The organism is Streptomyces sp. NPDC058773 (assembly GCF_042746015.1).
Taxonomy (GTDB): Bacteria; Actinomycetota; Actinomycetes; order Streptomycetales; family Streptomycetaceae; genus Streptomyces.
Genome location: NZ_JBHYPE010000033.1, coordinates 1 through 23592 on the forward strand (window position 1 = coordinate 1; position 23592 = coordinate 23592).

At 72.2% G+C, this 23592-nt stretch carries 20 protein-coding genes and 1 pseudogene; 8 read left to right on the top strand and 13 right to left on the bottom strand.

Annotated elements, in window-relative coordinates; genetic code table 11:
• Nucleotides 1-234 precede the first annotated feature (234 nt).
• Together ACFW5B_RS25235 and ACFW5B_RS25240 are read right to left on the bottom strand one after the other, a co-directional pair.
• A complete protein-coding gene (locus ACFW5B_RS25235) occupies nucleotides 235-618 on the bottom strand; it encodes a hypothetical protein (protein ID WP_386443779.1) in 384 nt (127 codons plus the stop codon).
• A complete protein-coding gene (locus ACFW5B_RS25240) occupies nucleotides 615-971 on the bottom strand; it encodes a DUF6415 family natural product biosynthesis protein (protein WP_386443782.1) in 357 nt (118 codons plus the stop codon). The genes ACFW5B_RS25235 and ACFW5B_RS25240 overlap by 4 nt, the downstream gene beginning before the upstream one ends.
• A gap of 151 nt (nucleotides 972-1122) precedes the next feature.
• Here ACFW5B_RS25240 and ACFW5B_RS25245 point away from each other — a divergent pair, with 151 nt between their 5' ends.
• From ACFW5B_RS25245 to ACFW5B_RS25255, 3 genes are read left to right on the top strand one after another with little or no spacing between them, the layout of a single operon-like run.
• Entirely contained in the window at nucleotides 1123-2562 is a 1440-nt protein-coding gene (locus tag ACFW5B_RS25245; RefSeq protein WP_386443785.1) for a helix-turn-helix domain-containing protein, read from the top strand.
• Nucleotides 2563-2576: 14 nt separating this feature from the next.
• Nucleotides 2577-3059 (top strand): hypothetical protein, encoded by a 483-nt coding sequence (locus tag ACFW5B_RS25250; RefSeq protein ID WP_386443788.1) that lies wholly within the window; start codon nucleotides 2577-2579, stop codon nucleotides 3057-3059.
• Nucleotides 3049-3315: a hypothetical protein gene (locus ACFW5B_RS25255; RefSeq protein WP_386443791.1), complete on the top strand. Its 267-nt coding sequence runs from the start codon at nucleotides 3049-3051 to the stop codon at nucleotides 3313-3315. Before ACFW5B_RS25250 ends, ACFW5B_RS25255 begins: the two co-directional genes overlap by 11 nt.
• On the opposite strand, the gene ACFW5B_RS25260 is transcribed toward ACFW5B_RS25255, so the two are convergent.
• Entirely contained in the window at nucleotides 3280-3918 is a 639-nt protein-coding gene (locus tag ACFW5B_RS25260) for a LysE family transporter (protein WP_386443794.1), read from the bottom strand. The two genes, ACFW5B_RS25255 and ACFW5B_RS25260, sit on opposite strands and share 36 nt — an antisense overlap.
• A 109-nt stretch (nucleotides 3919-4027) precedes the next feature.
• Here ACFW5B_RS25260 and ACFW5B_RS25265 point away from each other — a divergent pair, with 109 nt between their 5' ends.
• Nucleotides 4028-4951: a LysR family transcriptional regulator gene (locus ACFW5B_RS25265; RefSeq protein ID WP_386443797.1), complete on the top strand. Its 924-nt coding sequence runs from the start codon at nucleotides 4028-4030 to the stop codon at nucleotides 4949-4951.
• A gap of 17 nt (nucleotides 4952-4968) precedes the next feature.
• On the opposite strand, the gene ACFW5B_RS25270 is transcribed toward ACFW5B_RS25265, so the two are convergent.
• From ACFW5B_RS25270 to ACFW5B_RS25295, 6 genes are all read right to left on the bottom strand, one after another.
• Complete coding sequence (locus tag ACFW5B_RS25270; RefSeq protein ID WP_386443800.1) at nucleotides 4969-5181, bottom strand: EF-hand domain-containing protein; 213 nt, start codon at nucleotides 5179-5181, stop codon at nucleotides 4969-4971.
• Between the two features lie 82 nt (nucleotides 5182-5263).
• On the bottom strand, nucleotides 5264-7717 hold the full coding sequence (uvrA, locus tag ACFW5B_RS25275; protein ID WP_386443803.1) for an excinuclease ABC subunit UvrA: 2454 nt from the start codon (nucleotides 7715-7717) through the stop codon (nucleotides 5264-5266).
• A 219-nt stretch (nucleotides 7718-7936) separates the two neighbouring features.
• Nucleotides 7937-9106, bottom strand: coding sequence for a CapA family protein (locus tag ACFW5B_RS25280; RefSeq protein WP_386443806.1), 1170 nt, complete (start codon nucleotides 9104-9106; stop codon nucleotides 7937-7939).
• 108 nt (nucleotides 9107-9214) lie between these two features.
• The gene (locus tag ACFW5B_RS25285) at nucleotides 9215-10480 is read right to left on the bottom strand and encodes a tetratricopeptide repeat protein (RefSeq protein ID WP_386443809.1); all 1266 of its coding nucleotides are present in this window, start codon (nucleotides 10478-10480) and stop codon (nucleotides 9215-9217) included.
• 419 nt (nucleotides 10481-10899) lie between these two features.
• Nucleotides 10900-12954: a restriction endonuclease gene (locus tag ACFW5B_RS25290; protein ID WP_386443812.1), complete on the bottom strand. Its 2055-nt coding sequence runs from the start codon at nucleotides 12952-12954 to the stop codon at nucleotides 10900-10902.
• A gap of 169 nt (nucleotides 12955-13123) precedes the next feature.
• Complete coding sequence (locus ACFW5B_RS25295; protein WP_386443814.1) at nucleotides 13124-13468, bottom strand: DUF1330 domain-containing protein; 345 nt, start codon at nucleotides 13466-13468, stop codon at nucleotides 13124-13126.
• Nucleotides 13469-14168: 700 nt separating this feature from the next.
• Here ACFW5B_RS25295 and ACFW5B_RS25300 point away from each other — a divergent pair.
• Complete coding sequence (locus ACFW5B_RS25300; RefSeq protein ID WP_386443817.1) at nucleotides 14169-15011, top strand: nitroreductase/quinone reductase family protein; 843 nt, start codon at nucleotides 14169-14171, stop codon at nucleotides 15009-15011.
• A gap of 62 nt (nucleotides 15012-15073) precedes the next feature.
• On the opposite strand, the gene ACFW5B_RS25305 is transcribed toward ACFW5B_RS25300, so the two are convergent.
• Nucleotides 15074-16636: an AMP-binding protein gene (locus ACFW5B_RS25305; protein WP_386443820.1), complete on the bottom strand. Its 1563-nt coding sequence runs from the start codon at nucleotides 16634-16636 to the stop codon at nucleotides 15074-15076.
• 638 nt (nucleotides 16637-17274) lie between these two features.
• Between ACFW5B_RS25305 and ACFW5B_RS25310 the strand changes: the two are divergent.
• Nucleotides 17275-17674, top strand: a pseudogene (locus ACFW5B_RS25310) (hypothetical protein).
• Nucleotides 17675-17739: 65 nt separating this feature from the next.
• On the opposite strand, the gene ACFW5B_RS25315 reads toward ACFW5B_RS25310, so the two are convergent.
• Nucleotides 17740-17910: a hypothetical protein gene (locus ACFW5B_RS25315; protein ID WP_386443823.1), complete on the bottom strand. Its 171-nt coding sequence runs from the start codon at nucleotides 17908-17910 to the stop codon at nucleotides 17740-17742.
• A 392-nt stretch (nucleotides 17911-18302) separates the two neighbouring features.
• Between ACFW5B_RS25315 and ACFW5B_RS25320 the strand changes: the two genes are divergently transcribed.
• Nucleotides 18303-19727 carry a lipase maturation factor family protein gene (locus tag ACFW5B_RS25320; RefSeq protein WP_386443826.1) on the top strand — a complete coding sequence of 475 codons (1425 nt, stop codon included), beginning with the start codon at nucleotides 18303-18305 and terminating at the stop codon, nucleotides 19725-19727.
• Here the strand turns inward: ACFW5B_RS25320 and ACFW5B_RS25325 are convergent.
• Nucleotides 19621-20709, bottom strand: a complete 1089-nt coding sequence (locus ACFW5B_RS25325; protein WP_386443829.1) for a tetratricopeptide repeat protein — start codon at nucleotides 20707-20709, stop codon at nucleotides 19621-19623. The two genes, ACFW5B_RS25320 and ACFW5B_RS25325, sit on opposite strands and share 107 nt — an antisense overlap.
• A gap of 297 nt (nucleotides 20710-21006) precedes the next feature.
• Between ACFW5B_RS25325 and ACFW5B_RS25330 the strand changes: the two genes are divergently transcribed.
• Nucleotides 21007-22209 (top strand): lactonase family protein, encoded by a 1203-nt coding sequence (locus tag ACFW5B_RS25330; protein ID WP_386443832.1) that lies wholly within the window; start codon nucleotides 21007-21009, stop codon nucleotides 22207-22209.
• 109 nt (nucleotides 22210-22318) lie between these two features.
• On the opposite strand, the gene ACFW5B_RS25335 is transcribed toward ACFW5B_RS25330, so the two are convergent.
• Entirely contained in the window at nucleotides 22319-23587 is a 1269-nt protein-coding gene (locus tag ACFW5B_RS25335; protein ID WP_386443835.1) for an aminotransferase class I/II-fold pyridoxal phosphate-dependent enzyme, read from the bottom strand.
• Nucleotides 23588-23592 lie beyond the last annotated feature (5 nt).

Here is a 23592-nt window from a genome sequence, read left to right on the forward strand (position 1 = left end):
CGTGCTGTGGGCACTCTTGCGTGACGGACGGATCTTCACCTCCGCCCCGCCGGTCACGCAAGCGGCTTGATTTCATCATTGAGACTCCTTAGGTGAGGTGCGATGCCTCGCTGTGGAGGCCCGAAACCGTCCCGGCCGGAGCGGTCCGGCCAGGGTTACCCGGCCGGGACGGGGGTCTGGGGTGTGCGGCGGGCCGCCGGTGTCAAAGGATGAGGATGCGACGCCGGCGACCACTCATGGCCGGCTCCCCACCAGTAGTGTGCGACCGTGCCGGTCCGACTCACCGAACGTGGTCTGCGTCCAGCCGCCGGCCTCAACGACGCGCTTCCGCAGGGACATCCGGAGCGCGTCGTCGGCTGCGAGGCGGCCCCAGTTGTGCACCAGGCACAGCACCTCCCGTTGAACCGCCGCTTCCCGCATGGCGTCCAGCAGCGCGTCCAGCCTCGGGCGCCGGTCGGTCAAGGCGTCTCCGCCGAGATCGATCCAGCGGCCGGCCATGCTCCAGCCGATGCGGTCGATGTAGCTTTCACAGCCGATCATCCGCATCTCCAGATGCCGGTACGAGCGGCTTGCGCACCGGTCGTAGACGAACACCACCGGGGCGGGGGCGCCGCTCACGGCCGGGCCGCCGCGGTGTGCCGGGCGAGGAGGTACTGGCAGTCCCGGGCAAGGTGGCCGATCTGAACGTGCGCGTCAAAGGTGTTGGGCTGAAGTTGCTGGCCGGCGCGCTGCTCGATCCCGTCCAGCCGGGCTTTCAGTTCGTGAGCCGTGACCGCTCCCTGCGGGAGCCGAGCGGCTGACGTTCGGGCTGCGGGCAGGAGATGGCTGATGTGCGCCCGCAGGGCGCAGTGCATGGCAGATAGTTCGCGGAGGTCGGGTCGTCCGGTGCCGAGCTGTAGCGCGCGGCGGATCGTCTCGCCGACTGTGTCGGGGGCAATCGGTACGTCGAGCGTGGCATCCGGCCGGTTCATTCCCTGCTCCGTTCTGACGGCGATGCACCGAGCGTGCTCTCACCGCGACGGAGTGGGAATGACCAACAAGGGTTACCGAGACGGCAATAGACTCGTTGTCGGTGCGGCGCGATGATCGATCGTGCCTGGGATCGCTCTGAAAGAGGGCCCTATGGACACCCCCGTAAGCCCGCTCGGCCCCGACGTGTTAGAGCGTGATGACCTACGCCGCGCGCTGGACGAGCACGATTTCGCAGCCGCATTCGCGCTGATCAAAAAGTGGGCCGGCCTCAGTCAGAACAAGATCGCAACGGCGTGTGACCTCACCCCCGGCAAGGTGTCCAACATCATCTCGGGGCGACACCACATCACCTCCATCACCGTAATCCGCCGCATCGCCGACGGCCTCGGGATCCCCGGCACCCTGCTCGGCCTCGCACCTCGCCCATGGGAGAACCAGACCTCACACCCACCCACTCCCACCGAGGAACGCCCACCCTCCGAGGAGGTGCCGTGGCGTCCTGACGCCACTGTCGGCCTCGCCGACCACCTGACGAGGAGTGATCTCGTGATCAACCGCCGCGCAGCCACGCGCGCCCTGTCCGCCGCCGCCGTCACCGGCACCGCGCTGCTCGACACGCTCGAAGGATGGCTTCAGCCGGCCGGCGCTGACCGCAAGCCGCGACGCCGCGGGCGCCTGGGCGAACGGGACCTCGACGCACTGGAAGCCACCACGCGCGCATTCCGCACATGGGACCACCAATACGGCGGAGGGCTCCGGAGGAAGGCGATCCTCGGGCAACTGAGCGAGGTGGCCGCCGCGCTGGATGAGCACCAACGGGACCCCATCGAGCGCCGCCTCCACGGGGTGATGGCACAACTCGCCGGCAGCGCCGCCACCATGGCATGGGATGCCGGACAACAGCGGCGGGCGCAGGACTACTACCGCGTGGCGCTCCGAGCCGCGCACGCAGCCGGCGACACCCACTTCGGAGCCAACGTGTTGGCCGGCATGGCTCGGCAGATGCTGTACGTCAACCATCCACAAGACGCCCTCGAACTGGTCCGACTCGCCCAAGACGGCGTCCGCACCTCAGCAGGACCGCGACTGCGCGCGATGCTCCACACCCGGGAGGCGTGGGCCTACGCGGCGATGGGGCGACCTGCCGCCTTCCATCGGGCGACCAGGCACGCCGAAGACGCCCTGTCGTCAGCAGCCGGAGTCGAAGAGCCCTACTGGATCCACTACTTCGACACCGCCGAATTGGCCGGCGTGACCGGCGGACGGTTCCTGGACCTTGCCCGCACCGATCCTCACGAGCACGCCGCGGCCGCATCGCAGGAGATCCGGGCGGCGCTCGCCCAACGCGGACCGGACGCCAGCAGGAGTCACGCCCTCGACTGGATCGGGTTGGCCGAGTGCAGCTTTCTGCTGGGTGACGTCACCGGCGCCGCGGAGACCACGCACCGTGCAGTGAGCGCTGCTGCGCGCACCCAGTCGGGGAGGGTCCGGCAGCAGCTCGCGCATCTCTACCCCTATACGGTCGGCAGGGACGTACCCGGGCCAGTGCGTGAGGCCCGGGACAAGATCCGCGATCTGCTGGCAAGGTAGGGAGACTCGAGGGAATGACCACCATCGCCGTGACTGGCCACATGGACCTCGCGGAAAGCACCGTGCCGCTCGTGCAGGAAGAACTCAGAGACCTGCTACGCGACCACCAGGGCGATTTGGTCGGCGTCACCTGCCTCGCGCGTGGCTCGGACACACTGTTTGCCGAAGCTGTGGTTGAGGCCGGCGGCCGACTGGTCGTCATCCTGCCCTCGCGGGACTACCGGCAGGCCAAGGTCAAGCCCGATCACGCTCCTGCATTCGACCGCCTCTCGGCTGCGGCCGAGGTGGTAACGATGCCCTACGACACTGCGAACCGTGAGGCGTATGAGGCAGCGAATGGTGAGCTGCTGAAGCGCGCCGATCGGCTCGTTGCCGTCTGGGATGGCGTGCCGCCATCGGGGAAGGGCGGGGGAACGGCGGACACAGTCGAGCAAGCGCGCAGCGCCGGCGTGCCGGTGGATGTCATCTGGCCGAGGGACGCCCGGCGTGGCTCCTAGGCGTGTCCGCATCACCCGCATCATGGCGACCACCTGCGCCCCCACCTCCACCACCCACCGCTATGTGCAGTCGGTCCGTCTGGACGGCACCGGCCACGACCGGACCTACCTCACCACCGGCGATCTGCGCTCGGGTCATGAACTGGCGTTCACCGTGGGCCCGAAACCGTCCGGCTGGGGCACGGGCGACCACGCCGCACCGCCCCCGGTGGGCACCGCCTCAGCCGCGCAGCAGCAGTCCGACCGCCATCGCTGAGAGCACCACGGCGGAGAGCAGCGCGGTGACGGCCCGCCCCCGTGCGCCGGTCAGCGCCCTGCCGAGGACGGCCCCGCCCGCGGCCAGGAACAACTGCCAGCTCACGGAGGCGAGGGCCACGGCGGCCACGAAGGCGGCGGGGCCGGCGGCACCGGGGCCCGGGGTTCCCACGCCCCCGGCCACTACCAGCGCGGAGAAGTAGAGGACCGCCCAGGGGTTGACCAACGTCAGCCCCAGGAAGGCGAGACAGGCCCGGCCGGGGCGTCCCAGGACGTCCCGTTCCGGGCCTTCCTCGTTGCCTCGGTGGCGCAGGGCCCGTACGGCGGTCCGGAGCGCCATGCCGAGCAGGATGACGGCGGCGAGCGCGCGCAGCGGGCCCACGGCCGGGGCGAGCGCGCGGGAGAGGCCGGCGCCGCCGGCCACCGCGGCGAGCGCGTAGAGGCCGTCGGCGGTCGCCACTCCGAGCGCCGCCGAGGCACCGACCCGGAAGGAGGTCCGGGCCGTCAGGCTCATCAGCAGCACGGCCGGCGCGCCGACGGGCACGGCCAGCGCATAGCCCGCCCACAGGCCCGGCAGAAAGGCGTCGGTGAGGATCTCGGTCATGCCGTCCAGCTTCGAGCGGGCGCATGGTGAGGGTCCATCGAAAGTTTCCGCTGGCAACCGTGTGACAATTCCGCACAGTTGGCGCGGCCCGTTCGTCTACGCTCCCCGCATGATCGATCCCCGGCTGCAGACCCTCCGCGTCCTCCACCAGCGGGGCACCGTCACCGCGACCGCCGAGGCCCTCCATCTGACCCCGTCGACGGTCTCCCAGCAGCTGCGGCAGCTGTCGGCCCGGATCGGGCTGGAACTGCTGGAGCCAGTGGGCCGGAACATACGGCTGACGCCCGCGGCGCTGGCGCTGGTCGAGCACGCCGACGCGCTGTTCGTGCGCTGGGAGGAGGCGCGGGCGGATCTCGCGGGGTACGCGGACGGGGTGGCCGGGCGGCTGCGGATCACGGGCGTGGCGACGGCGATCGCCGGGGTGATCGCACCGGCGGCGGCACGGCTGCGCGAGGAGTTGCCGCGGCTGGAGGTGGAGATCGGCGAGGACCCGGGGGAGAACCGCTTCGAGCTGTTGCTGGCCGACCGGGCGGACATCGCCGTGGTGATTCCGGCGCCGGGCGGCTTTCCTCCGGACGATGCGCGCTTCACCCAGCAGCCGGTGCTGGAGGAGCCGCAGGACCTGCTGGTGCCGGCCGGGCACCGGTTCGCCGGACGGGCGGCGCAGGGGGTGGCGCTGGCGGAGGCGGGCGGGGAGAGCTGGATCCGGGCCGGCGATCCGGCCGATCAGCATCAGCTGCTGCTGACCGCCTGTGCCGGGGCGGGCTTCACCCCGCGGGTGCGCCATCACGCGGTGGACTGGTATGCGGTCGCCGCGCTGGTCGCGCACGGCTTCGGGATCTGTCTGGTGCCGAGGCTGGCGCCGGTGCCGGAGCGGTGTCCGGTCGTGCGGGTACCGCTGCGCGGGGAGCCGCTCCCGGTACGGCGGTTCCTGGCGGCCGTACGGCGGGGCAGCGAGCACCGTGCCCCGGTCGCCCGCGGGCTGGCGGCGCTGCGCGCGGCCGCGGGCGAACGGGAGGCGAAGGGGGTCTGAGAACGGCGGCGCAGGCGTCAGGCCTGCAGGGCCTGCCAGAACTCGTCGAAGGACATCTTGCCGTCGTGGTCGGTGTCCTTGGCCTTGATGACGGCCTCGGCGACCGGGCCGGTGACATAAGGGTCACCCATCTCGGCCATCGCGTGCTTGAACTCCTCCGCGGTGACCTGGCCGTCGCCGTCCGCGTCGAACCGGTTGAACGCCGCCTTGGCCTTCTCGATGTCTGCCATGTGAGGTGCCCCCTTCGTGGTGCTGCGCAGTGCTGCGCGGTGGTGATACCTGGTGATCTGACCTGCGTACATTAGCGGACCGTCAAGAGGCGTCCGGCTGCGCCCTCCGCCGGGCCAGGTAGGGCGCGGTGCGGCTGCCCGGTGCCGCCGCGACCTCGGCCGGGGTGCCCGCCGCCACGATCCGGCCACCGTCCGCGCCGCCGCCGGGGCCGAGGTCGATGACGTGGTCGGCGCCGGCCACCACCCCCATGTCGTGCTCGACGACCACCACGGTGTGGCCGGCGTCCACCAGGCCGTGCAGCTGGCGCAGCAGGACCTCGGTGTCGGCGGGGTGGAGTCCGGTGGTGGGCTCGTCGAGGAGGTAGAAGGTGTGGCCGCGGCGGGTCCGCTGGAGTTCGGTGGCGAGCTTGATGCGCTGGGCCTCGCCGCCGGACAGCTCGGTCGCGGGCTGGCCGAGCCGCAGATAGCCCAGGCCGACCTCCTGCAGGGTGCGCAGGCTGCGGGCGGCGGCCGGGATGTCGGCGAGGAAGTCCGCGGCCGTGTCCACGGTCATCGCGAGGACCTCGGCGACCGTGCGGTCCCGGTAGGTGATCTCCAGGGTTCCGGGGTTGTAGCGGGCGCCGTGGCAGGCGGTGCAGGGCGCGTACGTACCGGGCAGGAAGAGCAGTTCGACGGCGACGAAGCCCTCGCCCTGGCAGGTCTCGCAGCGGCCGCCGGCGACGTTGAAGGAGAAGCGCCCGGCGGTGTAGCCACGGGCGCGGGCCGCGTCGGTGGCGGCGAAGACCTTGCGTACGGCGTCGAAGAGGCCGGTGTAGGTGGCGAGGTTGGAGCGCGGGGTCCGGCCGATGGGCTTCTGGTCGACGCGCACCAGCCGCTCGATCGCCGACAGGCCCTCGGCGCCGGTGAGTTGGGCGCGGGCCATCGGCCCGGCCTCGGCCGCGTCCTCGCCGGCGTCGGGCGTTCCGTCGCCGAGGTGCTCCCGCACGGTCTCCGCGAGCACCCGGGTGACCAGTGTCGATTTGCCCGACCCCGAGACGCCGGTGACGGCCGTGAAGACGCCGAGCGGGAAGGTGGCGTCCAGGCCGCGCAGGTTGTGCAGGGTGACGCCGCGCAGGGTGAGCGTGCCCGCGGGGCGGCGGACCGTGCGCGGGGCGGGCGGTGCGGTGTCGAAGAGGAAGCGGCGGGTGGCGGAGGCGGTGGCGTCCGCGAGCCCGGCGACCGGCCCGCTGTGCAGCACCTGTCCGCCGTGCTCCCCGGCGTGCGGGCCGATGTCCACGATCCAGTCGGCGCGCCGCACCACGTCCATGTCGTGCTCGACGACGAACAGGGTGTTGCCCGCCTCCTTGAGCCGGCCGAGCACGGTGAGCAGGGACTCCGTATCGGCCGGGTGCAGGCCGGCGGACGGCTCGTCCAGGACGTAGACGACGCCGAAGAGGCCGGAGCGCAGCTGGGTGGCCAGCCGCAGCCGCTGGAGTTCACCGGCGGACAGGGTGGGCGAGGGCCGGTCCATGCTGAGGTAGCCCAGCCCGAGTTCGGTGAGCACCTCGATGCGTGCCACCAGGTCGCGGGCCAGTGTGGGGGCCGCCTCGTCGTCCGGCCGTGCGGCGGTGGGGCGCAGCAGCTCGGCGAGGGCGCCGAGCGGCATCCCGGCGAGGGTGGCGATGTCCTGGCCCTCGAACGTCACGGCCAGGGCCTCGGGGCGCAGCCGGCGCCCGGCACACACCGGGCAGGGCTCGGCGACCATGAACCCCTGGACGCGCTTGCGCAGTGTCTCGCTCTTGGAGTCGGCGAAGGTGTGCAGCACATAGCGCCGGGCGCTCATGTACTGGCCCTTGTAGGGGCGTTGGATGCGGCCCACGTCGCGTACGGGGTGGACGGTGACGACGGGCTGTTCGTCGGTGAACAGGATCCAGTCCCGGTCGGCCTGCGGCAGCTCACGCCACGGCCGGCCGATGTCATGGCCGAGGGCCGCGAGGATGTCGCGGAGGTTCTTGCCCTGCCAGGCGCCGGGCCAGGCGGCGATGGCGCCTTCCCCGATGGAGAGCGCCGGGTCGGGGACGAGGGACTGCTCCGTGACGCGGTGGACGGTGCCCAGGCCGTGGCACTCCGGGCAGGCCCCGGCTGCCGTGTTGGGCGAGAAGGCATCGGAGTCGAGCCGTTCCGCCGTGCCCTCCGGGTAGTCGCCGGCGCGGGAGAAGAGCATCCGCAGGGTGTTGGAGAGGGTGGTGACGGTGCCGACGGAGGAGCGGGAGGTGGGCGCGGAGCGCCGCTGTTCCAGGGCGACCGCGGGCGGCAGTCCGGTGATGTCCTCGACCTTGGGCGCGCCGACCTGGTGGATCAGCCGTCGCGCGTAGGGGGCCACCGACTCGAAGTAGCGGCGCTGCGCCTCGGCGTAGAGGGTGCCGAAGGCGAGGGAGGACTTGCCCGATCCGGACACCCCGGTGAACGCGACCAGCGCGTCCCTCGGGATGTCCACATCGATGGTGCGGAGGTTGTGCTCACGGGCGCCGCGCACCCGTACGTACGAGTCGGCCATCCCTCCATGATCGGGCACCGCCGGCTCCGATCGGTCACCGCCTCGGAGGTATCTGCGCCGACGGCCGTGGCGGCGCCTCTCGACGGCGGGCCGGGAGCCGATCGCCAGCAGCACGAGGCCGGCCGGGAGCCGGCTGCCTCCCCCTCCCCCGGCGGCTGAAGCAGTGCGGCGTACGCGAGGACGGCCGGGCCTCGTCGAGGGCCTCCCGGAGCCGTGGGATCACCGCCCCGTCGTCAGCCCGTCGGCCGCGGCGCCCCGGCTCAGCACCGCCTTGCCGATCTCCCTGCGGATCCGGTCGTGCCCGCCGGTCCGGGTGAGATCGCGCACGCGGACCCGCGCACCCTGCGCGACGAGCTGCGGGACGTACTCGGCCGCGGTGACCCGCCAGCGCTCACCGGCGCGCTGCGGCGGCGCGAACCAAAAGCGGGCGATGCTGCCCCAGTTGCCGCTCGGCTTCTTCATGACGCCGGAGAGCTGGTCACCGAGGCCGTAGACGACCCAGGTGCCGTTGACCTTCTCGTACGGCTGCGGGGTGTGCGCACCGGTGCCGACGATCAGATCGATATCGGGCCGGCCGCCGGTCTCGGAGGCGGTGAGGAGCCGGGCCAGCCTGAGCTGCCGCGCGTCGGGGGCCGTTCGGTACTCCGTGCCCCAGGACGGGCTGACGACCACGACATCGGCCCCGGCCCGGCGGGCCGCCCGGGCATCCTTGATGATCCGCTTCGCGCCGAGCGGATTCACCGTCCACGGTGCGTACGCCGGACGCCGCCCGCTCCCGGTGCCGTAGGTGTACGCGAGGTGGGCCACCCGTGCGCCGCCCGGGGCCCGCAGCAGCGCCGGACGGGCACGCTCGGCGGCGTCCCGGGCGGAGCCGGTATGGCGCAGCCCGACGGTGTCCAGAGCCTCCAGGGTGCGCTGCACACCCGGCATTCCGCGGTCGAGGGCGTGGTGGGAGGCGGTGGCACAGGAGTCGTAGCCGGTCGCCTTCAGCGCGGTGGCGATCTGCGGGGGCGCCTGGAGGACGGGGTAGCCGGTGAACGGCCCGGTCAGCGGTCCGAGCGGGGCCTCCAGATGACACAGCGCCAGATCTGCGGCGGAGATGACCGGCCGGACGCCCTTGAGCGTCGGCCGGTAGTCGTACCCGTCGTGTGGTGCGTCCCGCCGGGCCGTGGCGAGTACCTCGCGGTCGGAGGGGTGCACGTCCCCGGCGGCGACCAGGGTGAAGGGCTGCCGGCCGGCGGCCCGGGTGACGGGGGCGCCGGCATGGGCCCGCGGAGTGGGCTCCGGGGAGGGCCGCGGGGCGGGCCGTGGGACGGGGTGCGGACGGGTGCAGCCCACGGCCAGGGCGGCGAGCAGGGCGACGGCTGCATACCGGGTGTACGCGCTCATCCCCGACAGATAACAGCAGGGACATGACCGGAAATGCCCCGAGACGCCGATGTCCGCGGCTCTCCCCCGTACGGACTCACGACTGCCGCCATCGGGCGGCCGGACGGCTCATGGGTTGTCCTGCTCCGTCTCCCCGGCGAGGGCCGTTGCCTCGTCCCGTGCCGCCTGCGCCTCGGCCGGGCGGTCCAGCGCCGCCAGCGCCTCGGCGAGGGTGCGCAGGGCGCCGGTGAGATTGCGGTTGCCGAGGAGGGTGATACGGGCACGGTGCAGGTCGACGGCCTCCTGGGCGAACGGCAGCGCCTCGGCCGGGCGCTCCAGCCGCACCAGCAGCTCGCCGAGGGTGTGCAGCGAGATGGCGAGGCCGGCCTGGTAGCGAACGTCGCCGGTTTCGGACTCCGCCACGCCACGCCAGAGGCCGACGGCTTCCCGGGCGAACGGCAGCGCCTCGGCCGGCCGGTCCAGCTGCCCCAGCAGCCGGCCGAGGAGACGCAGCGTCACGGCAAGGGCGAGGCGTTGGCGAGACGCCCCGTCGGCCTCCACCAGGACACGACGGAGGGCAACGGCTTCCTCCACGAACGGCAGCGCCTCGGCCGGCCGGTCCAGCTGCCCCAGCAGCGCGCCGAGGGCACGCAAGGACTCGGCGAGGGCGATGCGGCGATGCCCGGCCGCGCCGGGCACCACCAGGCCACGACGGAGGGCTACGGCCTCCTCCACGAACGGCAGCGCCTCGGCCGGCCGGTCGGCCCGCTTCAGCTGGTCGTAGCGGTAGTACAGGGAGGCCGCGAGGGCGGGGCGGTAACGGTCGGGGCCGGCCTCGGCCCGGTCACGGTAGAAGGCGACGAGGTCCTCGGGTTCCTTCCCCAGAGAGGTGGCTTCGTCCCGTGCGGCCTGTGCCTCGGCCGGCCGGTCCAGCGCCGCCAGCAGGTCTCCGAGAGTGCTCAGGCGCTCGGCGAGGTCGGAGCGATAGCGAGCGAGATCGGTTTCGGCCAGGGGGCGGCAGAGGTCGACGGCCTCCTCGGCGCACGGCAGCCCCTCGGCCGGACGGCCCAGCTCCGCGTGCAGCTCGCCGAGGGTGCTCAGGGACTGGGCGAGCTCGATGCGGCAGTAAGGGTGCTCGGCGGTCTCGGCCTCGTCGCGACGGAGGGCAACCGCCTCCTGAATGAACGGCAGCGCCTCAGCCGGCCGGTCCAGCTTCTCCGCCAGCAGGTCGCCGAGGCGGGTCAGCGACCTGCTCAGGGCGTTGCGCCAGCCTTGGGGGTCGTTCTTGAGCCAGCCGCGTTCCTTGGCGACGGCCTTCCTGGCCGCCCGCAGTTGTCTGCCCCACCGCACCCTCGCCGGGATCGCGCCCCACTGGCGCCCCGCTGTCCGCACCATTCCTTCACCGTTCCCGGAACCGGCCCGTCAGGGCGCGCTCCGTCCGTCGCGTGCACGTGGTGACCGAACGGTCCGGTGCCGCGGAACAGGGCCTCCGCGCCCCGGCCGAGCTGCCGTCCGGCGGCAGGAGCACGGCGCACACCCTGGCCACGGGGCCGGTCGGCCCTGCGGCCAGCCTTGACCAGCGCCACGACCCTCAGCGACCGCCATGCGGGTAGTTCACCGGCGCCGCGCTGATGGCCTGCGGTGAGTACCTCGCCGGGGCGATCGGCGCCCGCCATGTGCGGTGTCCGGCGCCGGCCACCCGCCGCACCAGGACCGGCCGGACGAGGTGAACGCCGTTCCCGCCCGGCTGTGGCAGAGCTGACCCGGGCGGCCGGGGCGGGCCATTCGGGGGCCGGACCGCTCCGCCCCGCCCGTCAGGCGACGTCGATGCCGTACTCCTGCACCAGCGCCTCCAGGCCTCCGGGGAAGCCCTTGCCGCCCGCCACGAAGTCCCAGTCGCCGCCCGTGCGCTGGCGGAACGAGCCGAGCACCAGCGCGGTCTCGCCGCGTCGGCCCTCGGAGACCGCCAGTTGCCCCAGCTCCTCCCCCGACGCGTCCAGCAGCCGGATGCGGGCGTCGGTGAAGCCGGAGAGATCGGCGTCGGGGTTGACCTGGGGGTCGATCGCCGCGACCAGGATCAGCCGGTCGGCGTCCGGGGGCAGCGCCTCGAACCGCACCTGCATCGCGGCCCGGTCGGGCGCGAAACCGGGCAGCATCCGCACCGAGCCGTCCGGGGTGCGCGGATTGTTGTAGAAGACGAAGTGGTCCTCGTCCAGGACGCTGGTGCCCTTGCAGACCAGGGCGCAGACGTCGAGGGCGACCTCGCCGGACCAGTTCATGCCGAGGATGTTGTGGTCCGGCGCCGCATCGGCGGCCGCGGTACCGGCGGGAGCGTCCGTGCCGAGCCGTCCGCGCAGCCCGTACCGGCCGAGCAGATCGACGAGTTCGGAGCCGGCGATCAGGCTGAGCGGTTTGCCGTTGGCGAAGGTGTGGGAGCCGGGGCCGAAGCGGGAGGTGGTCACCAGCACGCCCTTGTTGGCGCCCTCGGCCTGGACGGTGCCGTAGAGGTCGCGGACGGCGGTCGGCGGGACGGTGTGACGGTAGCGCTTGACCTGTACCACGATCTTGCCGCCGCGGATCGGGTCCGGGTCCAGCGCGTCCACGTCGACCCCGCCGTCGCCGGAGCGCTGGGTGGTCACGGCCTGCATGCCCATGGCGCGGAACAGCTCGGCGATCAGGTTCTCGAACGCTATCGGGTCCATCTCGTACAGATCCGGTTCGCTGTCGGCGCCGTGTGCGACGACCTCGCCCCCGACATCGGCGGGCAGGCGTCCGGGGCGTACCGCGGTCCGCTGGTCGGGGCGTGCGGAGAGCTGGCCGCGCAGTCCCTCGGTGAGGCACTCCACCGCGCTGACCTGCGCGAGGTGGAAGGTGTCGAAGGCGCTGCGGGGCGCCATGACGGTCGCCAGACACACCTGGGCCGGGCGGCCGGTCACCGGGTCCACGTCGTCCACGAACCCGTTCAGGGCCACCGAGTCCAGCGTGCCGTAGGTGTCGGCGGCGAAGAGGTCGCGCAGCACCAGCAGCACGCTCTGGGCCAGGACATCGCGGTAGAGCGCCCGGCGCTGCGCGGCCGGCCTGGCGGTCTCCTTCTCCTGGTCGGCGGTGGGCATGTACCGGACCGATTTGGTCTCCGGCACGATGTCGTAACCCGGGAGCTCCCAGTCCAGGACGAGCTGGCGGGCCATCGGGTCGTACGCGGCGGCGAGCTGCCGGGGAAAGCCCTCCGGCCAGGCGGTGGAGGAGTACAGCGCGGCGGAGAAGTACTCGACGGCCGCGTCCGGGTCGCCGTCGCGCAGGCCCGTCAGCAGCTCCGCCATGCCGGTGTTGTGCGCCCGGATCTCGGTCAGGGTGCCGGTGGCCCACTGGTCGTACTGCTGCCGGTAGGCCGCGAGTTGGGCCTGCCGCCGGCTCTCCGCGGCCTGCGCGGCATACCGGTCCTGCTCGTAGCGGGCGCGGGCCTCGCTCCGGGCGCGGTCACGGCGGGCGCCGACCTGCCAGTCGCCCGGCGGCGCCTGGTAGCGCGCCGGGTCGGGCATCGGGACCGGGGTGGCGAGGGCGCCGGGCGCGAACTCCGCGATGCGCTCGGGACGTAGCAGCGCGTCCGGGGAGAACGCGGGGGCGCGGCAGCCCTCGGCGAGCAGACCGGTCAGCGCGGCGACCCGGCCGTCCAGTTCCTCGGTGCGGCGGCGGGCGTCGGCCTCGCGCTGCTGCCGGTAGGCGGCCTGTCGCTCGCGGTGCATCCGCGCCATGGCGCGTTCGGCGTCCCGGGCCTGCCGTTCCTGGTCGCGCTGCTGCTGGGCTCGCGCGCGGCGCTGGGCTTCCAGCCGGCGCTGCTGCTGCCGCTGCGCCTCGGCCCAGACGGCCATTAACCCATGGGAACGGCGGCTCATGTCGCTCTGTGTCCTCCCCCCGGGGAGGCTGGCCCCCGGCACCCTGTGGAAGCGGTTCCACCTGCGCTGTTGGTGAGACCTTAGCGGGGGAGCACGCGGCCGGTCACGGGCGGGGACGACAATGCGGCGGGCACCCGGCCGGACCTCATCCGGCAGCCGCCGCCCGCAGCTTCGCCGCCGTGACGGCCGGGTCGTAGCCGTCGGGCACCCCAGGCACCAGCACCAGATCGCCGTCGATGTGCCGGGTGCGCAGCGGCAGGATCTCCGCGTAGGCGGGCGACTCGTACCAGCCGCGGGCGCGGTCCATGTCGGGGAAGCCGATGACCACGAGGGCCCCGGGCCAGCTGCCCTCCTTGACCTCCACTTCGGCGCCGTGGACGAGGAACCGGCCGCCGAACGGGTCCAGGGTCGCCTGGATCTTCTCGATGTACTCGAAGACCTCCGGGTGCGGGGCGGTGGGGCGGAGGTGGGCGAGGGCGTATGCGGTCATGAGCTGCCTCCCGGTGCGTCGGTGGTGCGGTGCCCTCCACGGTTCCAGGCGTCGGGGGACGGGGCGATTACCTCCGGGGTAAGACACGGCGGGGCGGGGCGCAGGAAGAGGAGGTGAATGGGCTGCCGCGTGACCAGGAGTTGTGACCCTGCACGGTCGTACTCGGCGACTTCGACACGAGGGCGGCGTACGCGCCTCGCGCTGGTGCTGCCGACATTTGGCGTCCACGGGCCCACGGTGTGCTCCGACGACGGCGACCCCGACTCCTGAGAGAACCTCAACTCGCCATTGCCTTCGCCGCTTTATGCCATTACCTTTGGCATCGTGACTACCGGGTCGGCCATGTGCCATGAGCGAGTGAGGTTCCCGGTCACCACGTGACCGCCCGGCGGGCGCCAAGAGGCCCGCCCCTCCGCTCTTTCAGTTTCGCGCGTTGCGCGTTCTTCCTTTCTACTGCTGCTTGCGGCTTCGGTCCGCGCATGCACGGGTTCCATCCTGTCGCGCGGCTTCTTCCGCATGCCTTTCTGCGTACTCGCGCGCCCCTTTCCCTTTCCACCGTCGGTTTCCGCCATTCCCATCCGGCGTTGCGACGGTTTTCCGCCACGGCCTCCTGCCTTTCCACCGTGGCCCCTTCACCCTGCCCGCACTCTTCTCTTCCGCGGGCTCACCCGCACTCCCCATCCTGGAGAACACACCGAATATGCCGATCGATTTCAACCGACAGATCATCGAGGAGTTCCGTGCCAACGGCGGACGTGTCGGCGGCCCCTTCGAGGGCGGCCGGCTGCTTCTGCTGACCACTACGGGTGCGCGGTCCGGCGCCCCGCACACCACCCCGCTCGGCTACCTTCCCGACGAGGGCGGACGCGTCCTGGTCATCGCCTCGGCCGCGGGCGCCCCGAGGCATCCGGCCTGGTACCACAACCTGGTGGCTCACCCCCGGGTCACCGTCGAGGCGGGCGTCTTCACCTACGAGGCGCAGGCCGTGGTCCTGGAGGGCGCCGCCCGCGACGCCGCCTTCGCCCGCGCGGCCGAGGCAGATCCCGGCTGGTCCGCATATCAGGCGAAGACGACGCGCGTCCTGCCCGTGGTGGCCCTGGAGGAGATTCCGGCCGGGCCGCCGAATATCCGCGCCGCTTCGGCAGGGGCGGCGCTCAAGGCCGTGCACGACGGATTCCGCCGGGAACTCGCCCTGATACGCCAGGAAATCGCCGCATCGGGCCCGGGTCTCGGTGCCCAGCTCCGGGTGAACTGTCTGGCCCTCTGCCAGGGGCTGCACAATCACCACACCGGTGAGAGCGCCGGAATGTTTCCGATGCTCGGCCGGCATCATCCCGAACTCGCCCCGGCCCTGGAGCGCATGGAGCAGGAGCACGAGAAACTCGCGGTCCTTCTCGCCGCCCTGCAAGAGGTCATTTCCACCGAGGACGCGGACCTGCAACGGGTGCTCTCCGAAGTCGAGCGCCTCACAAAGGAGGTGGAAGACCATCTCGTCTACGAGGAGGAGCAGCTGATTCCCCTCCTGGACGGAGGGAATTGCTGATCCTCGGCGCGGAGGCCGGGCGGGCCACGTCGTCCAGATCGCGTCCGCCCGGGGTGCACCGTTCAGATCGTGCCTTCTTGCTCCGCCCAGTAGGGGTCCCGCAGCAGCCGCTTGAAGAGCTTTCCCGACTCATCGCGCGGCAGCCGCTCCTCGAAGACCACGGCCCGGGGGACCTTGTACCCGGCGAGCCGCGCGCCGACATGGTCCCGCACCGTCTCGGCGCTGAGCAGCACGCCGGGTTCGGTCTCCAGGTGGACGGCGAGGACCTCGCCGAACTCCTCGTCGGGGATGCCGAAGACCGCCACGTCCCGGACCCCGTCGAGGGCGAGCAGACAGCCCTCGATCTCCGCGGGGTAGATGTTGACGCCGCCGGAGATGACCATGTCGTTGCGGCGGTCGCTGAGGTAGAGGAATCCGTCGGCGTCGAGGTGGCCGATGTCCCCGATGGTGACGTATCCGGGCAGGCCCGGCGCTTCCATGGCGGCGCGCTTGTCCGGATCGCCGAGGTAGGTGAACCGGGGCCAGTCATCACCGGGTTTGAGGTAGATGTCGCCGGTAGCACCGGTCGGCAGCGGCTCCCCGTCGGGGCCGAGGACCGCGGCCCCGCAGGTGCCGACGGCCCGGCCGACCGTACCGGGGTGGGCCAGCCACTCCGCGCTGTCGCACCAGGTCACGGCCCCGGTCTCGCTGCCGCCGTAGTACTCCCGCAGCACCGGCCCCAGCCAGTCGATCATGGCGTGTTTGATATGCGGCGGGCAGGGCGCCGCGGCGTGCACGACCGAGGTGAGCGAGGACAGGTCGTAGCGCTCGCGGACGTCCTTGGGCAGCCGCAGCAGCCGGACGAACATCGTGGGCACGACCTGGACCTGCTCGATGCGGTACCGGGCGATCAGCCGGAGGAACTCCTCGGCGTCGAAGCGGGGCATCAGGGTGATGTCCAGACCGGCCGCGAGCGCGAGGACGGCGTGCTGGCTGGGCGAGGCGTGGTAGAGCGGGGCGGGGATGAGCGTACGGCCCCCGGGGGCGACGGCGAAGTACTCCAGGAAGCGCTGCACGGCCTCCGCCAGCCGGTCCGCGGCGACGGGTTCGCGCAGAACTCCCTTGGGCTGTCCGGTGGTTCCGGAGCTGTAGATGATGGTGGGCGGCCGTTCCTCGGCGGGCTTCCGCAGCGGCGCGCAGCCTTCCAGCCAGGGGTCGAGCAGGGGGTGTGCGCCGGTGGGCGGCGGCAGGGCGGTCCCACAGGCGGCCGCGACACCGGCCGGGAGCGCCACCTCGACGATCCGTACGCCGTCGGGCAGCACGGCGGATACCGCGGGAAGCAGGTCGGTGTGCACAAAGACGACCTTGCTGCCGCTGTCGGTGAGCACATGCCGGAGCTCGTGCTGCCGGAAGTGCCAGTTGACGGGTACCGCCGAGGCCCCGAGGAGAGCGGCACCGGCGGTGATCTCCAGATGGGCGGGCTCGTTGCGCATCACCACGGCGATCCGGTCGCCTGGCTCAACACCCCACTCCAGCAAGCCTGTTGCGATCCGTGCGGCACGTTCGAGGAAGGCCGGATAGTCGCGTTCATGGCCCGCGCAACGGATGGCCGGGGCGTCGGCGGCGGATCGGGCGACGGCTTCCATGGTGCCTCCAGAGAGTGCGACCGGACGGCTCATTGAACCGGCAAGCGGCCTGCCCCGCCAGGGCGCTGATTTTGCGTCAGCCCCTCATCAGCCATCGACTCCCCTTTCTCGGCCATATCCCGGAGCCCCGCTGAGATCCGAGGTCTCCCGCCCCGCTGCTCATCAGATCCCCCAACTCTTCCGCCACTCCCCCATGGTGCTCCGATGTCTATCGCCCCCGGGCCTTCCGATGAGGGTGCCGGGACTGCACCATGCGGGATGCCACAGGAGGCACGTATGCGACCAACTGACCCGAGGAGCGAGCGATGCACAGCCGCACAGGACGATTCGGGCTGCTGGGACTGGCGGGATTGCCGGTCGCCCTGCTGCTGGCCGTCGGCCCGGTGGCCGCCGCGACGCCCCCGCCCCGGCCTTGAGTTCTAGTGGTCGTCGCAACACCCCGCCGGGGCGACGCGCTGTACGCAGCCGTCACCTCCTGGCCGGCCGCCGGCGCCGCGCTCCACCTCACCACGAGGGCGCCGTTCGGCATCACCGCGGCCCGGGTGCTGGGCAGTTCCCAGCCGGTGCGGGTAGCCCGGTCCGGGGACGGCTTCGACCTCACACCGTCCGGTCCGGCCACCGATCCGCGCGCGAGCGTCATCCGGCTCACCCTCGCGCCACCGGCCGCGGCGCCCGCCGGCACCGGCACCGGACTGACGGCCCGGAGCTGGGACAACGATTCCTTCTCCGGCCCGCCGGTGGCAACCACCGTCGACCGTACGGACTGGTCGGTGCGCGACCTGGTCAACCACCTCACCGCCGAACAGCTGTGGGTGCCCCGCCTGGTGCGGGACGGCGGTGGTGCACACCTGGGACCTGTCCCGGGCGATCGGCGCCGAGGAGCGGCCGCCCGGCCCGCTGGCGACGGCGGCACTGCGCGAGGTGGAGCCGTACGCCCCGGGGCTCGCCGCCTCCGGGCTGTTCGCCCCGGCGGTACAGCCCCCGGCGGACGCCGATGATCTCACCCGGCTGTTGTGTCTGCTCGGGCGCCGGCCCTGACCCCGGAGGAGATATCCCAGGGGCAGGGCCGGGAGGCAGGGCGGGCTACACCTGCGATCAGCCGATCAGTCGATGCCGCGGAAGATATTCGGCTCGGCGGGGTCGTCGTCACAGCCGGCCAGGCGCACCGGGGCACATCGGTCCCAGACTTCCAGATTGCGGACTTCCTTGATCCGGCCTGGCCGCTCGCCCCGCTTCACACGGGGCTGCTTGTGTTGAGCCTTGTGCAATGCCACCACGCACTCCTTCATCGAGGTATTGGTTCCGACGCGGTGGCGCCTTGTTCACAAACCGGGAGGTCAGCCAAGGTTTGTGGCGTTCCCGCGACGGGCCAATGGTGTTGGCGTCTCCCAGAAAGGTCGTCCGTCGCCCCTCAGAGTAACGACGCCGCACGCGGCGCGCTCGACGTTTTCCGGGGAGAAAGTCAAGTCCTCGGAAAGTACGAATACCGCCGCCCGTGAATGACGGGGGGAGGGGCGGAATGTGTGATGCGCATCACTCACCCGAACGGCCCCGCGGTTGCTGCATTCGCCCGGTTCCCTACGCTGGAGAGTGAGCGAGCGGATCCAGCCACCGAGGCCGCGCGCCGTGTCGCAGCGCGCGCGGCCACGGTGCTACCCATGGGCGGGTGGCTTGGTTCTCCGATTCCGGTTACTGGCTGGGGCGGCTGGTCTTCCAGCGCATGCTGGCCGTTCTCTATCTGGTCGCCTTCCTCGCGGCGGTGCGGCAGTTCCGGGCACTGATCGGTGCGCGCGGCATGCTGCCGGTGCCCGCGTACGTGGCGACGGTGCCGTTCCGCGCGGCGCCCTCGGTCTTCCACCGGCACTACTCGGACCGCTTCTTCGCCCTGTGGTCGTGGGGCGGGGCCCTGCTCGCCGCGGCCGTGGCGGCGGGGGCCGCGGACGCCGTGCCGCTGTGGGCGTCGATGGTGCTGTGGGCCGTGCTGTGGGCGATGTATCTGTCCATCGTGAACGTCGGGCAGACCTGGTACGCCTTCGGCTGGGAATCGCTGTTGCTGGAGGCGGGCTCGCTGGCGGTGTTCCTCGGCAACGACCGGACCGCTCCCCCGGTGACCGTCATGTGGCTGCTGCGCTGGGTGCTGTTCCGGGTGGAGTTCGGTGCCGGGCTGATCAAGATGCGCGGCGACAGCTGCTGGCGGGATCTGACCTGCCTCTACTACCACCACGAGACCCAGCCGATGCCGGGGCCGCTGAGCTGGTTCTTCCACCGTCTTCCGGGGCCTCTGCACCGGGTCGAGGTGGCCGCCAACCATGTCGCCCAACTCGCCGTGCCGGTACTGCTGTTCACGCCGCAGCCGGTCGCCGGGTGGGCGGCGGTCGCGATGATCGTCACCCAGCTGTGGCTGGTGCTGTCCGGCAACTTCGCCTGGCTGAACTGGGTGACCATCGCGCTCGCCGCGTCGGCCGCGGCCCCGCTGTGGGCGGGGCCCTCCGCACCGCTCCCGGCGCCGCCCGTCTGGTTCGAGGTCCTGGTCCTCCTCGCCACCGCCGGGGTCCTCGCGCTCAGTTACCGGCCGGCCCGCAATCTGCTGGCCCGTCAGCAGCTGATGAACACGTCGTACGAGTCGCTCCATCTGGTCAACTCGTACGGCGCGTTCGGCAGTATCACGCGGGTGCGCCGGGAGATCGTGGTGGAGGGGACGGCGGACGCGGTGACCGGGCCGGACACCGTCTGGCGCGCCTACGAGTTCCACGGCAAGCCGGGCGAGGTGCGCCGGCTGCCGCGCCAGTTCGCTCCGTATCACCTGCGGCTGGACTGGCTGATGTGGTTCGCCGCGCTGTCGCCGGCCTACGCACGGGCCTGGTTCCTGCCGTTCGTGTCACGGCTGCTGGAGAACGACCGGGACACCCTGCGGCTGCTGCGCGGCAATCCGTTCCCCGAGCTGCCGCCGGCCCGGATCAGGGCCCGGGTCTTCCGCTACCGCTTCACGACCTGGCGGGAACTGCGGGATACCGGGGCGTGGTGGCATCGCACCGAGGAGCGGGAGTTTCTGCCGCCGGTGGCGCGGTCAGCTCTGCCCGGAAGGCGATGACCATATCGCGCGCGTGATGCAGCCCGATGCGCTTGAAGTCCTTTTCCAGAGCGTCGAGTTCGGCCAGCGTCTCGTCCTGGTCGCGGCCGAGGCGGGCGCGGGACTTGGCGAGGCCGAGCCGGGAGAGGGCCATTCCGCGGGGCTCCTGCATCTCGCTGAACTCCCCCAGCGAGAGGGTGTAGGTCTCCCGCGCGGACTCGTAACGGCCCGCCCGGTAGAAGACGTTGGCGCGCATCTTGTGGTTGTAGGCGAGGGCGCTCGCCAGGTCCATGGCGCGGCAGATGGCCTCCGCCTCGGACAGCAGCGTCAGCGCCCGGTCCGTCTCGCCCTGTACGGACAGGACGTCGGCGACGCCGCGCAGCGACCAGGCACGGCCGCGGAAGTCATCGGCGTCGGCGGCGATCCGGGCGGACTCCTCGAACAGCTCCAGGGCCTTGTCGTAGCCGCCGGTGTTGCGGTGCATCTGGGCTATGCCGGACATCGCCCAGACCATGTGCCGGGCCTCACCGTGTGCCCGGCCCTGTTCGAGCAGCTGCTCGTGCAGCTCGGCGACCGCGGCGTAGTCGCCCTGTATACGGCCGGTTTCGGCGAGGCCGGCGAGCGAGTAGCCGTGGGCGAGGCGGTCACCGCTGTCAGCACCCAGCGCGACGGCATGAGTGAGCAGCCGGCGGGCGAGCGGCAGGGTCCCGCACTGGCGGGCCAGGGTGCCGCCGCTCCACAGCGCCCAGGCCATGGCGCCCGCGTCACCAGCCGTGCGGGCGCTGCGGTAGCTGTCCCGCCAGGCGTCGCCTGCCGCCTCGACCCGGCCGAGCCGGCGGTTGGCCTCGGCGACCGCGAGCGCGGCCCGGGACCGCTCCAGCGGGGTGCCTGCGTCAGCGTGCGCCCGGCTCGCCGTCGCCAGTACCTCCTCGTAGGAGGAGTTCACGCCCAGAGCCGCGCCCAACTCGCCCTGATATTCCGGGGCGAATGCCTTGCCGTACATAGATCCGTGGCCCTCTCATTCAACTCGGTGCCTTGATCAACAACCTACGGGCGGTGAGGGGGCCAACTCATCCGTCCGCGTATGGGTCCTGCCGTACGCCTCGAGTGCTACGGCGGGGGTTCATGGTCATCTTGGGGATGTAGGGGCACGTCAGGGTTATCCCTCTCAGGGAAGAGCGCGCGGGTGCCGTGCACCGCGCCCGGCGGGGTGCCCTGCTTGCCGCGGCCGGGCGGGACGGGACACCCTGCTGACGACCACCCGATCACGGGCCACCGACCGCGAGCACCGAGGTGTGGCATGGGAGCAGAAGGCACAGGAACGCGGACCGGGGCGCGCCGACGGCGGTTCCTCGGCACCGTCGCGGGGCTGGGGGTGGCCGCGGCGGCCGGGACGGGCCTGCGGTCACTGGGCGACGACGAACCCGACGGGGCCGCCCGCCGCCGGCAGCCGCATCCGCCCCGTATCCGGCCGTTCTTCCTGGGGACCTACACCTCGGTGCCGGGCGGCGGCACCGGTGTCGGATACGGCACGTACGACACCCGGACCGGGCAGCTGACCGCCGGCGGGGTGGTCACCGGCGTCGCCGATCCGTCCTACCTCGCCCTCGCGCCGTCCGGCCGGACCCTCTACGCGGTCGACGAGCAGGAGCAGGGCGCGGTGACCGCGCTGGCGCTGCGGCCGGACGGCCATCCGGCGGTGCTCAACACCCGGTCCACCGGTGGCGCGGGCCCCTGTCATCTGTCGGTGCATCCCGGCGGCCGCTGGCTGCTCAGCGCCAACTACCTCTCCGGCAGCGTCGCCGTGCATCCGGTCGACCCGGCCACCGGCGCCCTGGGCGAGCGCACGGATCTGGTCACCCACTCCAGCCCGCCGCCCGGCCCCGGACAGGACGGGCCGCACGCCCACCAGATCCTCACCGCCCCCGACGGCCGCCATGTGCTGGCCGTGGACCTCGGCAACGACACCGTCTACACCTACCGCCTCGACACCTCGGCCGGAAAGCTCACCCAGGTCTCGTCCGCGACGCTGCGGCCCGGCGCCGGTCCCCGGCATCTGACCTTCCATCCCTCGGGCGGCTTCGCGTACCTCGCGAACGAGGTCGACAACACGGCCGTGGTCTGCCGCTACGACCGCCGCAGCGGACGGCTGACGCCCGGCGCACCGCAGTCCACCGGCACCGGTCCGGGCACCAGCTTTCCCGCCCAGTTCCTGGTCACCCGGGGCGGCCGCTTCGCCTATCTCGCCAATCGCGGCCACAACAGCCTGACCCGCTATGCCGTGGAGGCGGGCGGGGCCCGGCTGCGGCTGCTGGACACCGTGCCGGTGGGCGGGGACTTCCCCCGGCAGATCGCCTTCTCGCCGGATCAGCGGTGGCTGTTCGCGGCGAACCAGAAGTCGGGGTCGGTGACGGTGTTCTCGGTGAACGCGCGGACCGGGACGCTGCAGCCCGCGGGCGCACCGTTCACGGCACCGGTCCCGGTGTCCGTCCTGCCGCTCTGAACGCGCCCCGGCGGGCCACTACGGTCACCTCCATGAAGGCTCCCGCCGTATCGCCCCCAGGGGCCGGCCGGCGCGGACTGAGCCGCACCGGCCGGACGCATGGCGCGGCTCAGCCGGCCTGCTGCTCGTAGCCCACGAGCCGGACACAGACGGTGAGGCCCTCGATGGCCTGTTCCAGCTCCGCGAGTCCCGGGTAGCTGGGCGCGATCCGTATCGTGGCGTCGCGCGGGTCGTCGCCGTACGGGTGGGTGGCGCCGGCCGGGGTCAGCACGATGCCGGCCTCGGCGGCCCGGCGGACGACCTCCTTGGCGCAGCCGTCCGGGACCTCCAGGGTGACGAAGTAGCCGCCCTTGGGGTCGGTCCACCGGGCGAGTCCGGTGCCGCCGAGCTCCGCCTCCAGGATGCGGGCGACCGCCTCGAACTTCGGCTGGAGCAGGGCGCGCTGGCGCTCCATGTGGGCCCGCACCCCGTCGGCGTCCCGCAGGAACATGGCGTGCCGCAGCTGGTTGACCTTGTCCGGGCCGATCGACCGCTTGGAGTTGTTGGCCAGCAGCCACTCCACGTTCGCGGTCGACGAGCCGAAGAAGGCGACGCCGGCGCCCGCCGCGGTGATCTTCGAGGTGGAGCCGAACACGAACGCCCGGTCCGGGTTCCCGGCGTCCGCGCAGGCGGCGAGCAGATCGGCGATCTCGGCGGGCTCGTCGGTGAGGTGGTGCGCGGCGTACGCGTTGTCCCAGAAGATCCGGAAATCGGGCGCGGCGGTGCTCATCGAGGCCAGTCGCGCCACGGTCGCGTCACTGTAGGAGACACCGTCCGGGTTGCTGTACTTCGGCACGCACCAGATGCCCTTGACGGCCGGGTCCTCGGCGACCAGCCGCTCCACGGCCGCCATGTCCGGCCCCTCGGCGGTCATCGGCACCGGGATCATCTCGATGCCGAACCGCTCACAGAGCGCGAAGTGCCGGTCGTAGCCCGGAACCGGGCACAGGAACGCGATCCGCTCCTGGTCCACCCACCGCGACTCGGCTCCCGGCAGCACGCTCAGCAGCGCGTGCACCAGACAGTCGTGCATCAGCTCAAGGCTGGAGTTGCCCGCCGCGAGCAGCTGCCCGACCGGCACCTGGAGCACACCGGCGAATATCTCCCGGAGCTCCAACAGGCCCTGCAGGCCGCCGTAGTTGCGCACATCCGTACCGTCGGCGGCGGTGTGCCGCCCGGCCGGCAGGCTCAGCAGCTCCTCGGAGAGGTCGAGCTGCTCGGGCGCCGGCTTGCCCCGGGTGAGATTCAGCGAGAGCCCACGCCCCGCAAGGTCCTGGTAGTCCGCGCGGGCCCGCTCGAGGAGCCCGCTCAGGGCATCGGCGCTCAGCTCGGTGGTCATGGTGT

Bases quoted from the DNA above. Each gene is read 5' to 3' on its own strand.
- ACFW5B_RS25280 (WP_386443806.1), bottom strand. From the start codon at position 9,106: ATGAGCGCGTACACCCGGTATGCAGCCGTCGCCCTGCTCGCCGCCCTG.
- ACFW5B_RS25300 (WP_386443817.1), top strand. From the start codon at position 14,169: ATGCCGATCGATTTCAACCGACAGATCATCGAGGAGTTCCGTGCCAAC.
- ACFW5B_RS25290 (WP_386443812.1), bottom strand. From the start codon at position 12,954: ATGGCCGTCTGGGCCGAGGCGCAGCGGCAGCAGCAGCGCCGGCTGGAA.
- ACFW5B_RS25325 (WP_386443829.1), bottom strand. From the start codon at position 20,709: ATGTACGGCAAGGCATTCGCCCCGGAATATCAGGGCGAGTTGGGCGCG.
- ACFW5B_RS25330 (WP_386443832.1), top strand. From the start codon at position 21,007: ATGGGAGCAGAAGGCACAGGAACGCGGACCGGGGCGCGCCGACGGCGG.
- ACFW5B_RS25270 (WP_386443800.1), bottom strand. From the start codon at position 5,181: ATGGCAGACATCGAGAAGGCCAAGGCGGCGTTCAACCGGTTCGACGCG.
- ACFW5B_RS25285 (WP_386443809.1), bottom strand. From the start codon at position 10,480: ATGGTGCGGACAGCGGGGCGCCAGTGGGGCGCGATCCCGGCGAGGGTG.
- ACFW5B_RS25250 (WP_386443788.1), top strand. From the start codon at position 2,577: ATGACCACCATCGCCGTGACTGGCCACATGGACCTCGCGGAAAGCACC.
- ACFW5B_RS25335 (WP_386443835.1), bottom strand. From the start codon at position 23,587: ATGACCACCGAGCTGAGCGCCGATGCCCTGAGCGGGCTCCTCGAGCGG.
- ACFW5B_RS25295 (WP_386443814.1), bottom strand. From the start codon at position 13,468: ATGACCGCATACGCCCTCGCCCACCTCCGCCCCACCGCCCCGCACCCG.
- ACFW5B_RS25245 (WP_386443785.1), top strand. From the start codon at position 1,123: ATGGACACCCCCGTAAGCCCGCTCGGCCCCGACGTGTTAGAGCGTGAT.
- ACFW5B_RS25260 (WP_386443794.1), bottom strand. From the start codon at position 3,918: ATGACCGAGATCCTCACCGACGCCTTTCTGCCGGGCCTGTGGGCGGGC.
- ACFW5B_RS25240 (WP_386443782.1), bottom strand. From the start codon at position 971: ATGAACCGGCCGGATGCCACGCTCGACGTACCGATTGCCCCCGACACA.
- ACFW5B_RS25265 (WP_386443797.1), top strand. From the start codon at position 4,028: ATGATCGATCCCCGGCTGCAGACCCTCCGCGTCCTCCACCAGCGGGGC.
- uvrA (WP_386443803.1), bottom strand. From the start codon at position 7,717: ATGGCCGACTCGTACGTACGGGTGCGCGGCGCCCGTGAGCACAACCTC.
- ACFW5B_RS25305 (WP_386443820.1), bottom strand. From the start codon at position 16,636: ATGGAAGCCGTCGCCCGATCCGCCGCCGACGCCCCGGCCATCCGTTGC.